Origin of the sequence: Vibrio sp. SCSIO 43086, from assembly GCF_051132235.1 — a bacterium.
Lineage (GTDB): Bacteria > Pseudomonadota > Gammaproteobacteria > Enterobacterales > Vibrionaceae > Vibrio > Vibrio diabolicus.
Window position 1 is genome coordinate 3207080 of sequence record NZ_CP072677.1, and the last position, 12190, is coordinate 3219269.

10 protein-coding genes are annotated in these 12190 nt (G+C 45.4%); 4 read left to right on the plus strand and 6 right to left on the minus strand.

The genetic code is table 11. The features are described from left to right. Positions 1-81: 81 nt before the first annotated feature. Both J8Z23_RS15200 and hupA read right to left on the minus strand, forming a co-directional pair. Positions 82-780 carry a DUF1481 domain-containing protein gene (locus J8Z23_RS15200; RefSeq protein ID WP_171058463.1) on the minus strand — a complete coding sequence of 233 codons (699 nt, stop codon included), beginning with the start codon at positions 778-780 and terminating at the stop codon, positions 82-84. A gap of 39 nt (positions 781-819) precedes the next feature. Then, positions 820-1092: a nucleoid-associated protein HU-alpha gene (gene hupA / locus J8Z23_RS15205; RefSeq protein WP_005382524.1), complete on the minus strand. Its 273-nt coding sequence runs from the start codon at positions 1090-1092 to the stop codon at positions 820-822. A gap of 253 nt (positions 1093-1345) precedes the next feature. Here hupA and J8Z23_RS15210 point away from each other — a divergent pair, with 253 nt between their 5' ends. Beyond that, on the plus strand, positions 1346-2479 hold the full coding sequence (locus J8Z23_RS15210) for a hemolysin family protein (RefSeq protein WP_048625620.1): 1134 nt from the start codon (positions 1346-1348) through the stop codon (positions 2477-2479). A gap of 80 nt (positions 2480-2559) precedes the next feature. Here J8Z23_RS15210 and J8Z23_RS15215 read toward each other — a convergent pair whose 3' ends face one another. After that, complete coding sequence (locus tag J8Z23_RS15215; RefSeq protein ID WP_005382520.1) at positions 2560-3147, minus strand: YjaG family protein; 588 nt, start codon at positions 3145-3147, stop codon at positions 2560-2562. Between the two features lie 66 nt (positions 3148-3213). Between J8Z23_RS15215 and J8Z23_RS15220 the strand changes: the two genes are divergently transcribed. Both J8Z23_RS15220 and J8Z23_RS15225 read left to right on the plus strand, forming a co-directional pair. Continuing rightward, entirely contained in the window at positions 3214-4137 is a 924-nt protein-coding gene (locus tag J8Z23_RS15220; RefSeq protein WP_434634158.1) for a D-2-hydroxyacid dehydrogenase, read from the plus strand. A gap of 2 nt (positions 4138-4139) precedes the next feature. Next, positions 4140-4712, plus strand: a complete 573-nt coding sequence (locus J8Z23_RS15225) for a uracil-DNA glycosylase family protein (RefSeq protein WP_434634161.1) — start codon at positions 4140-4142, stop codon at positions 4710-4712. Between the two features lie 236 nt (positions 4713-4948). On the opposite strand, the gene hemE is transcribed toward J8Z23_RS15225, so the two are convergent. Next, positions 4949-6016 (minus strand): uroporphyrinogen decarboxylase, encoded by a 1068-nt coding sequence (gene hemE / locus J8Z23_RS15230; RefSeq protein ID WP_006743188.1) that lies wholly within the window; start codon positions 6014-6016, stop codon positions 4949-4951. A 248-nt stretch (positions 6017-6264) separates the two neighbouring features. Further along, entirely contained in the window at positions 6265-7062 is a 798-nt protein-coding gene (nudC, locus tag J8Z23_RS15235) for an NAD(+) diphosphatase (RefSeq protein WP_006743187.1), read from the minus strand. A gap of 177 nt (positions 7063-7239) precedes the next feature. On the opposite strand from nudC, the gene J8Z23_RS15240 reads away from it, so the two are divergent. Next, positions 7240-7731 carry an Rsd/AlgQ family anti-sigma factor gene (locus J8Z23_RS15240; RefSeq protein ID WP_031780615.1) on the plus strand — a complete coding sequence of 164 codons (492 nt, stop codon included), beginning with the start codon at positions 7240-7242 and terminating at the stop codon, positions 7729-7731. 187 nt (positions 7732-7918) lie between these two features. Here the strand turns inward: J8Z23_RS15240 and rpoC are convergent, their stop codons facing one another. Continuing rightward, positions 7919-12121 (minus strand): DNA-directed RNA polymerase subunit beta', encoded by a 4203-nt coding sequence (gene rpoC / locus J8Z23_RS15245; RefSeq protein ID WP_005397277.1) that lies wholly within the window; start codon positions 12119-12121, stop codon positions 7919-7921. Positions 12122-12190 lie beyond the last annotated feature (69 nt).

The window sequence follows — 12190 nt, forward strand, 5'->3', positions numbered from 1 at the left end:
AACAACTTAAGTTGGCTAAAAAACAAAAGGCGCATTCAGCGCCTTTTTTATTACTCTGTCAGTTAGTAAGTCTCACCAAGCTTACTCAGCGAGTAATGCTGGTCGTGGTACACAATCAAAGTCATCATCATTGAGCATCAACAGTTCATCAACCGTTGCTTTAGTTCGTGACTGCTTGCCGACAAAAGCCACGTAACTGTCTACAGATGAGAGACGCTCGATAATAAATTTTGGCAACGTCTGATTAAACTCGAGTGTCGAGAACGCTCTACCTTTGCAGGTTTCAAACGATTGGCCATTCCAATAACCTTGAATGAGGCTCTGACTGTTACGAGACTGCGCCTTAACCGACGCCACTACATCATTCGCTTCTGTCTTGTAACGTTCTAATTGTTCATGCTGAAGTGGTAAGACTTTACGATTAACGCGATATTGTTGGTAAACCGCTTCGCCATCTTTATTAAAACGGATGTGGATTTGAAAAGGCACCAACTCTTGCTTGGTATCAGCTTGCTCACCTTTTCGAATCAACTCTCGAAGCTCACCTTCATCCCAACGGTAGTCACTTTGAAACCAGCCATTATCCCCCATCGTTACGTAGTCCGCAGCCGTACTCACGCGAGTGAGTTTCTCGGTCATCCAGTACAAGCTACTTGCGTCTCCAGCAACTTTGCCGCCAGAGAAGTGAGTGAATTGTTCTAAATTAGGAGTTTCAACCGACGAACAGCCAAAAAGGGTAAAGCTAGATAAGAGAAGTGAAGCGAGTAGATGTTTTTTCATGAAGTTGCACCGAGGCAGGATACCTCGGTGCATTCTAACTTAGTTTACTGATTCTTTCAGCGCTTTACCTGCTACGAATGCAGGTACGTTAGCTGCTGCGATTTGAATCTCGTCACCAGTCTTAGGGTTACGACCAGTACGTGCAGCGCGGTGGTTTACTTTGAATGTACCAAAACCAATTAGTTGAACTTGGTCACCCTCTTTAAGTGCACCAGTTACACCATCAAGAGTCGCTTCAAGAGCAGCTTTTGCTTGTGCTTTTGATAGGTCTGCTTTCTCTGCGATAAAGTCGATTAATTGGGTCTTGTTCATTAGGTTTCCCTTCTCATAGGTTATCGAATTCGTCTCACTCTAAAACATAAATGCCCCATCTGGCAAAGGTTTGTAAGCGATCTTTCGATTTTCTGACGTACTTTTAGCCATAATATGAGTAATAACTCACAATTTGTTACCACATACCCCCTGAAAACCCTTGCTTTCCAAGGTATTTGGACCAATTTATAAGGCACTTTTGCGGTTATAATAGCTGCAAATAACCACTATCAAACTACATTCAAGGGCAACTATGCTGCTGTTATCCATTTATATCTCTATTGCAATCGGCATTTCGTTTATCTGTTCGGTGCTGGAGGCGGTACTGCTGAGTATCAGTCCGAGCTACATTGCGCAGCTCAATCAACAGGGGCATCCCGCAGCTGGGCAACTGGCTAAGCTAAAATCAGATATCGACCGGCCATTGGCATCCATTCTAACTCTAAATACCATCGCTCATACCATCGGCGCGGCCACTGCTGGTGCACAAGCTGCGGTGGTATTTGGTAGCGAAGCGTTAGGTATCTTTTCGGCAGTGCTCACACTGGCGATCTTGGTGCTTTCAGAAATCGTACCGAAAACAATTGGCGCAACTTACTGGCGTCAATTGGCGCCAACCGCGGCAGTCGCATTACGTTGGATGGTATGGGCGCTAACGCCATTCGTATGGTTTTCAGAGCAAATCACCAAGCGTCTTGCTCGTAACCACGAAGCTCCGAAAATGCGTGATGAACTGTCTGCAATGGCGATTCTGGCACGTGAAAGCGGTGAATTTGCCGAGGGTGAATCAAAAATCTTAAGCAACCTGCTGGGCATCCAAGATGTACCTGTAACGCAGGTTATGACGCCACGTCCTGTGGTATTCCGTATCGATGCCACGATGACCATCAATGAGTTCCTAGAAAAACACAAGGATACGCCTTTCTCACGCCCATTGGTTTATAGCGAGCAGAAAGACAACATCATTGGTTTTGTGCACCGCCTTGAGTTGTTCAAACTCCAACAATCAGGTTGTGGACAGAAACAACTGGGAGCAATCATGCGCCCGATTCAAGTGGTGCTAAACAACACGACTTTACCGAAAGTGTTTGACCAAATGATGACTCATCGCCTACAGCTAGCCCTTGTCGTTGACGAATACGGTACTGTGCAAGGCTTGGTGACGTTGGAGGATATTTTTGAACACCTCGTGGGTGAAGAAATCATCGATGAAGCGGATAAAAGTACCGACATGCAAGAGCTGGCTTACCAACGCTGGGAAAGCTGGAAAGAAATGCACGGCGTAATCGAAAGCCGCGATGATGATGAAGAAGAGGAAGAACTGGAGAAGCATCACAAGGAGCCAGAAACTCAAGAAGTGACAAAACCAGACTCTAAAGAATCGTAATCAGCATTGGGCATAACAGCTCAAACGCCGCAAACAAAAAGGCATCCATTTAGGATGCCTTTTTTCTATCTATTCAACGATTAAAGTGCGATACCGATGTTGCTCACACCTTCTTCACGTAACTCTTCACGTAAATCTTTAATCAAGCTGATGTCACGCTCTACCGCTTCACGCAGTGGACGGAAAATAGCCCACTGCACGTCCCATTCTTCACATACGGCTTCATTTTCTTTCTGATTGTCGTTGGTGATTGGCTCTGCACCTTGCGCTTGCTCTAGATCAGCAACGGTTTGTACCGACTGTTGGCTCACTTTAAGCATTGAATCGAAAAGGTAGTCGCGGTCCAATAGGCCATGCAGTAACGTAGACAAACCCTGACACGCGTCCATCGCTGGATAAACCCCGTAAAAATCGAACTCATCCGCACTTGGGAACAACTCTTCTAACTTCTCTAATTGACGTTCGAAGTTAATTTTCGCGTTCTTAACTGTCAAAATTTCCCATACACTATCAAGAATCGCTCGGTAAGCACGCGGGTCAGCAAATTCTGTGTTCTCACAAAACATCGCATAGTTTGGATACATGCGTTCACATAGACACGCCATAAAGGTAATTTGTTGCCAAGGTTCTAGTTTTTCTAAACGAACCTGAAGAGGATTCTTAAGCATAGTCACTCAATCATTGAAGAAAAAAACAGCGAAAGTGTACTTGATTCATCACAGGGAAAAAAGTTAATGCCGCATTCAAATCAGATTTTCCTGCTCTCAGAGCATCGTGACACCTACGAAACGTTATTGACGGAGAGAAAGCTACCAGATCTGAGCATCACTGATAAGCCAGAGGAAGCTCAAATAGTTCTTGCCGATCCGCCATTACTATCCAATAGATTAGACGAGTTTTCACAGCTTGGGTGGGTACAATCGACATTCGCCGGCGTCAATGCACTAATGCTACCTAACCTTCGTCAGGACTACACCCTGACCAATGTTCGAGGCATCTTTGGCCCACTGATTGCCGAATATGTGCTGGGGTACAGTATTGCCCATTACCGCCACTTCAACCGATACCACCAGCAACAACAAAACAAACGATGGCAGCCTCATCTCTATACATCATTACAAAGTAAAACCATGGTGATTCTCGGTACTGGTAGCATTGGGTGTTATTTGGGCAACGCAGCTAAAGCAATGGGAATAAAAACCATCGGTATGAACCGCACAGGTATTCCGACCTCAGGTGGTGAATTTAATCAGACCTTTCATATCAGTGAACTAAGTAAGGCATTTGAACAAGCCGACATTGTTGTGAATACCCTACCAAGTACACCGGAGACGCAACAGTTACTTAATCGTCAAACACTCAGCCATCTAAACAAGGCGTTATTATTCAACGTAGGTCGTGGCGACGTACTGGATGAGGCAGGGTTGCTCTTCGCTCTGAAAAACCGTTGGGTAGAACACGCCTTCTTAGATGTGTTTGAGCAAGAACCGTTATCGGTAGAACATCCGTTTTGGAAACTACCGCAAGTCACCATCACTCCACACATTGCTGCGCTGAGTTTTCCCGAGCAAGTCATCGAGATTTTTGCTGAGAACTATCTACGCTGGCGCGATGGGTTTTCATTAAATTATCAAGTGGATTTCGAAAAGGGTTACTAAGAATGTCGTTAGACGAGCTATTGCAGCAAGTGAGGGCCTGTCAGATTTGCGCGGATGATTTACCTTTGGGTGCAAACCCTGTCGTACAAGCCGCAAAAGACGCACGCATCCTAATCATCGGACAAGCGCCGGGGACGCGTGTGCACAAAACCTCGATACCTTGGAATGACCCAAGTGGTGATCGATTACGCCAATGGCTCGATATCGACAAAGACGTTTTCTACGACCCAAATAAAATTGCCATTGTCCCAATGGGCTTCTGTTATCCAGGCAAAGGGAGCTCTGGTGATTTACCGCCTCGTAAAGAATGTGCGCCCACTTGGCATAAAAAGATTCTTGAGCAGCTGCCCAATATAGAGCTCACTCTACTAATTGGTCAGTACTCGCAGCAGTACTATCTCACTAACAAACCAAAGACGCTCACGCAAACTGTTCAGCAATGGCAAGATTGGGAACCGGACTTTATCCCGCTCCCTCACCCATCTCCACGCAATACATTGTGGTTAAAGAAGAATCCTTGGTTTGAATCTGACGTCGTGCCATACCTTAAAAAACGCGTTCACTCGATGCTTTAGGTTACCCATGATCTAATTACTTTTTTATCTGTACAAGAAAATGAGCACACAAAAAAAACCGCTAAGCTATTGTTTATAATGAGATTAAAAATAAGCGTACAGACTAAATAGTAATTAGATCATAGTAGGCCAAATACTACTAGAGCTGTACAGCCTTGAGTTTCAGATAAAAAATTGAATTTTAGGTAAAAAAATACCGGCACTGAATGCCGGCATTTGATTTCAAAAAATCTAACTTACTTGTGGTATGGCTTAGATAACTCGTGTACCGCTTCCACAAATACGCCTGCGTTTTCTGGCGGTACATCCAAGTGGATACCATGGCCTAGGTTGAACACATGACCAGTACCCGTATCACCAAAGCCTTCTAGGATATCCGCTACTTCTTCGCGGATACGCTCTGGTGAAGCGTAAAGCATGGATGGGTCCATGTTACCTTGCAGCGCCACTTTATCACCGATACGTGCCTTCGCGTCTGCAATGTTGATTGTCCAGTCTAGGCCAACCGCATCACAGCCCGTTGCTGCGATTTGCTCAAGCCACATACCGCCATTCTTAGTGAACAGTGTGACTGGCACGCGACGACCATCGTTTTCACGAATCAGACCATCTACAATCTTGTGCATGTATTGCAGTGAGAACAGGTTGTAGTCACGAGGCGTCAGTACGCCACCCCATGTGTCAAATACCATTACCGATTGCGCACCCGCTTTAATTTGCGCGTTTAAGTACTCGATAACGCTGTCTGCCAGCTTATCTAGAAGTAAGTGCAGAGTTTGTGGTTCCGCGTACATCATTTTCTTGATCTTGGTGAAGGCTTTAGAACTGCCACCTTCGATCATGTACGTAGCAAGAGTCCACGGGCTACCAGAGAAGCCAATTAACGGCACTTCACCCTTAAGGTCTTTACGGATCTGACGTACTGCGTTCATTACATATTGCAGTTCACCTTCTGGATCTGGCAAACCAATTTTTTCCACGTCAGCTTTGCATGTAATTGGGTTATCAAAAACAGGTCCTTCACCCGCAGCAAAACGCAAACCAAGCCCCATGGCATCTGGAATCGTTAAGATGTCCGAGAATAAGATCGCAGCATCAAGAGGAAAACGGCGTAATGGTTGAAGTGTCACTTCGGATGCTAATTCTGCATTTCGACACAAAGACATGAAATCACCCGCTTCTGCACGAGTCGCTTTGTATTCTGGTAGGTAACGACCTGCCTGGCGCATCATCCATACTGGCGTGTAATCTACAGGCTCTTTTAAAAGCGCACGCAGATAACGATCATTTTTTAATTCAGTCATTCCGTAATTCCAACTGTTAGGCTTTCTGTGAAAGGGGGTATTCTATCACTGATTTAAGTCCAATAGCTGTGTGCTTTGCAACCTGGATCAAGTTATTAACTTTTAAATCAATGCTTAATTTGCACCCAATCGGTATCAGTGTTAAAAATTTGTTCGCTAGCGAAAACTACAATTATAAACTGAGTACCCAGTACTCAGCATCTCATAACGACATCTTACTTACCCCCTCCCTCTCGGAGGGTTTTTTTTTATCTATTTATCAGATAATTAGAGTCAATATCTTGTAGCGTTTGTTCGATAAGCGCTCTTGCAATCGTTCCTTTAGGCGCAACAGGCGGCATCTCGTCAATACCAAACCATTGTGCATCAGATAACTCAGTGTAGTCTGGACTTAACTCTCCCGATTCATAGTCAGCTAAAAATCCCATCATCATACTCGATGGGAAAGCCCAAGGCTGGCTGCCAAAGTAACGAATATTTTTAACGAGAATTCCCGTTTCTTCATGAATTTCTCGAGCCACACACTCTTCTAATGTCTCACCGACTTCTAAGAAGCCAGCAATAACCGTATACATACCATTTCGATGCCTTGGATGTTGGGCTAATAAGATCTGATTTTCTTTACGTACAGCAACGATAATACACGGAAATATTCGAGGATAATGGAGGGTACGGCATTCGCCACACTGCATAGCTAGCTGGTTATTATTAAGAAAGTTTCTTCCACCGCACTGTGGGCAAAAACGCAGACTTTGCGTCATGTGCCCATACTGAACCGCTTTACTTAACAACATAAATAATGGCTCAGGAAAATGCAGGCAGTCACGCAGTGAGACTAATGGTAGATCATGCTCCAAATCAGACAAATTAAGCCACATGACGGGCGAACCAGAATACTCACCAATGGGTCTTGCACTCACTTCAGGCAGTGATAACTGCTCTGCAGACCCGAAAGGCACAGCACCATCCACCAGCCAAATTTCACTTCCTGCAACAACACACCAGTATGCATTTATCGCGCGGTTAACATCACCTTTTCTTAACATTACACCATCCCTTTGCTTGAAGTTCGTTCATTTTACTGGCAATCTAATTTCATACTAGAGTTTGTCGTTAAGTAAATTCGCACTCTAAATTCTAGTAAGGACAAGAGTTTGTAATAACTTTACTAACTTTGCTTTGCAAAGGATACGTTCGCCAACAGGCGATCAGATCATGAGGGCATGGTCATGCTAAAAAAATTCAAACAAACACAAGACCAGTGGGGTGGCTCAAGTGATGTCATTGATCACTGGTTAGAGACAAGACAATCCCTGATTGTTGAATATTGTAAGCTTGCAGCACTGCAACCTTGTTCGAAAACCAATGTTATTGAACTCCCATCTCCTTCCGAATTGCAGGATTTCTGTCAGCATCTCGTTGATTACATCTCCGAGGGCCATTTTAAAATCTATGACATGGTTATGGATCGCTGGAAAGCGACTGGCTTTGTCGTGACCAATGAGATCAATCAAACTTATGGCCAAATAGTCCTGACAACTGAACCACTATTGAACTTTAACGATAAGTACTCAGAAGTTACTGAAGATGATGAATTAGATGATTTCGATTCTGATATGTGTCTCATTGGCGAAATTCTTGAGACTCGATTTGAAGTCGAGGACTATCTGATACAGCAGATCGCAGAAAGTCTGTCTATGCCCCCAGGGGCTTAGTGTTTGCGAATATTCAGAGACTGAAGGATAGAAAAGACTGACGATCATCGTCGGTCTTTTTTGTTTCTAGCCTTATCACTATTACCTTCTCTAAGAACCCTCTCGAAGAAAAAGGCAGGATAAAAACTAAAAAGGCACCCGAAGGTGCCTTTTTTCTTAAGCTTCTAACGATTACTCGTTAAATGGCTTACTCTTCAGAAGAGAAACCAGCGTTTAGAAGTGCCGCTAGGTTGTCCGTTGCTTGCTCAGCAGAAGGACCATCTTGCGCTTCAGAACGTTTAGCTTGACGCTCTTGGTGGTATGCGAAACCAGTACCAGCTGGGATCAGACGACCAACAATTACGTTCTCTTTCAGACCACGTAGGTCATCACGCTTACCAGAAACCGCTGCTTCTGTTAGTACGCGAGTTGTCTCCTGGAACGATGCCGCAGAGATGAACGACTCAGTCGCTAGAGATGCTTTAGTGATACCTAGTAGTTCACGTTCGAAACGTGCAGGCTCTTTGCCTTCAGCTTCTAGGTTACGGTTAGCAATCTTAACTTGTGAGTACTCAATCTGCTCACCAGGTAGGAACTCAGAGTCACCAGAGTGAGTAATAGTACACTTACGTAGCATCTGACGAACGATAGTTTCAATGTGCTTATCGTTAATCTTAACGCCTTGTAGACGGTAAACTTCCTGTACTTCGTTAGCAATGTACTGCGTTACCGCGTGTACGCCACGTAGACGTAGGATGTCGTGTGGAGACTCTGGACCATCTGCGATCACGTCACCACGTTCAACTTTTTCACCTTCGAATACGTTCAACTGACGATGCTTAGGAATCATCTCTTCGTAAGCTTCACCGCTTTCACGTGTGATCACTAAGCGACGTTTACCTTTGGTCTCTTTACCGAAGCTCACAGTACCTGTGTGCTCAGCAAGGATTGCAGGCTCTTTCGGCTTACGTGCTTCAAATAGGTCAGCAACTCGTGGAAGACCACCGGTGATATCTTTGTTACCGCCAGACTTCTGAGGAATACGTGCTAGTGTCGCACCAACACCTACTGCTGCGCCATCTTCGATGTTCACAATCGCTTTACCAGGTAGGAAGTAGTGAGCTGGCATATCAGTACCAGGGATCATTACATCGTTACCTTGCTCGTCAACAAGTTTGATAGCTGGACGCATATCTTTACCTGCTGAAGGGCGAGCTGCTGGGTCAGTTACTTCGCTTGAAGATAGACCAGTTAGGTCATCAGTTTGACGAGATACTGTTACGCCGTCGATCATATCTACAAACTGGATTCGACCTGCTACCTCAGTAATGATAGGTAGTGTGTGCGCTTCCCAGTTTGCAACTGTTTCGCCAGCTTGAACTGTATCGCCATCGCCTTTGCTTAGTAGCGTACCGTAAGGCAGTTTGTGTTTCTCTTTCGTACGACCAAACTCATCAATAATAGTTAGCTCTGTCGCACGAGAAGTGATAACGATCTTACCGTCATCTGCTAGTACAGATTTAGCGTTGTGTAGCTTGATAGAACCGTTGTTCTTAACTTGAACACTGTTCTCTGCCGCTGCTGTCGATGCCGCACCACCGATGTGGAACGTACGCATGGTAAGCTGTGTACCTGGTTCACCGATAGACTGAGCAGCGATAACACCTACTGCTTCACCTTGGTTCACTAGGTGGCCACGTGCTAGGTCACGACCGTAACACTGTGCACAACAACCGAAGTCAGAATCACACGTTACTACAGAGCGCACTTTCATGCTGTCTACTGAGTTCTCTTCCATGATTTGACACCACTTCTCATCGATCAGGGTGTTACGTGGAATAAGAACGTCTTCAGTGCCAGGTTTTAGTACGTCTTCAGCAACAACACGACCAAGAGCAAGCTCAGAAAGTGCAACTTTAACATCACCACCCTCGATGTGAGGCATCATGTCAACACCTTCGTGAGTGCCACAGTCATGTTCAGTTACAACAACGTCTTGAGCAACGTCTACTAGACGACGAGTTAGGTAACCCGAGTTCGCTGTTTTCAGTGCCGTATCCGCAAGACCCTTACGAGCACCGTGCGTTGAGATAAAGTACTGAAGTACGTTTAGACCTTCTTTAAAGTTCGCCGTGATCGGCGTTTCGATGATTGAACCATCTGGGCGCGCCATCAGACCACGCATACCCGCAAGCTGACGAATCTGTGCTGCAGAACCACGAGCGCCCGAGTCCGCCATCATGTAGATGCTGTTGAATGACTCTTGCTGTTCCTCTTCACCGTCACGGTTAACTACCGTTTCAGATGAAAGGTTTTCCATCATTGCTTTCGCAACACGGTCGTTGGTCGATGCCCAGATATCGATAACTTTGTTGTAGCGTTCGCCCGCAGTAACAAGACCTGATTGGTACTGTTCCTGGATTTCACGTACTTCTTCTTCCGCTTCTGCGATTTCAGTGTACTTAGCTGCTGGTACAACCATATCGTCGATACCAACAGATACACCAGAAAGTGCCGCGTATGCGAAACCGGTGTACATGATTTGGTCAGCGAAGATTACAGTGTCTTTCAGACCTAGTTTACGGTACGCCTCGTTAAGTAGGTTAGAGATTTGCTTCTTACCTAGCTTTTGGTTAACGATGCTGTACGGTAGACCAGCTGGCACGATTTGCCATAGCATTGCACGACCAACAGTGGTGTCTACCATCTTGGTTTCTGTAGTGCTGTTGCCGTCTTCGTCTACAACGGTTTCTGTAATACGTACTTTAACGCGTGCGTGAAGCTCAGCTTGTTTAGTGCGGTATGCTTTCTCAGCCTCTTCTGGGCCAGAAAGGTACATGCCTTCACCTTTCACGTTGATCTTTTCACGAGTCATGTAGTACAGACCCAATACAACGTCCTGAGAAGGTACGATGATCGGATCACCTGACGCTGGCGACAGAATGTTGTTTGTCGACATCATCAGAGTACGAGCTTCAAGCTGTGCCTCTAGAGTTAGAGGTACGTGAACCGCCATTTGGTCACCATCGAAGTCCGCGTTGTACGCCGCACATACAAGTGGGTGTAGCTGAATCGCTTTACCTTCGATTAGTACTGGTTCGAACGCCTGGATACCGAGACGGTGAAGTGTCGGTGCACGGTTCAATAGTACTGGGTGTTCACGGATTACTTCGTCTAGGATATCCCAAACGACCGCTTCTTCACGCTCTACCATTTTCTTAGCAGCTTTGATTGTAGTCGCAAGACCACGAGTCTCTAGCTTGCTGTAGATGAATGGTTTGAATAGCTCAAGTGCCATCTTCTTAGGAAGACCACACTGGTGTAGACGAAGGTATGGACCTACTGTGATTACAGAACGGCCAGAGTAGTCTACACGTTTACCTAGAAGGTTCTGACGGAAACGACCTTGTTTACCCTTGATCATATCAGCAAGAGATTTCAGAGGACGCTTGTTAGAACCTGTGATCGCACGACCACGACGACCGTTATCTAGTAGCGCATCAACAGACTCTTGCAGCATACGTTTTTCGTTACGTACGATGATGTCCGGAGCAGCTAGCTCTAGAAGACGCTTCAAACGGTTGTTACGGTTGATCACACGACGGTATAGATCGTTAAGATCAGAAGTCGCAAAGCGACCGCCATCTAGAGGTACTAGAGGACGTAGATCTGGCGGAAGTACTGGAAGTACTGTTAGGATCATCCACTCTGGGTTGTTACCCGATGCGATGAACGCTTCTACCAGCTTAAGACGCTTAGTTACTTTCTTACGCTTAGTTTCAGAGTTTGTTGTCTCTAACTCTTCACGCATTTGTTCTGCTTCAGCGTGCATATCCATAGAACCTAGTAGGTCCTTGATAGCTTCCGCACCCATCTTAGCAGTGAACTCGTCGCCCCACTCTTCTAGACGATCTAGATACTCTTCTTCCGTAAGCATCTGACCTTTTTCTAGATCAGTCATACCTGGTTCTGTTACTACGTACATTTCGAAGTAAAGAACACGTTCGATATCACGTAGAGGGATATCCATCAGTAGACCGATACGAGACGGTAGCGATTTTAGGAACCAGATGTGAGCTACTGGTGAAGCCAGTTCAATGTGGCCCATACGGTCACGACGAACTTTAGTTTGTGTAACTTCTACACCACACTTCTCACAGATAACACCACGGTGCTTCAGGCGCTTGTACTTACCACAAAGACATTCGTAGTCTTTAACTGGACCAAAGATACGCGCACAGAACAGACCATCGCGTTCAGGTTTGAACGTACGATAGTTGATCGTTTCAGGTTTTTTAACTTCACCAAAAGACCATGAACGGATCATGTCTGGTGAAGATAGACCGATTTTGATTGCATCAAATTCTTCGGTCTTATGCTGTGCTTTTAGAAAGTTTAATAAGTCTTTCACAATCAGCTCCTGTAAGGAGTTAAAAGGAGCTCACTCGCTAAAGTGAGCACCTTCTTCCAAATAATCGCT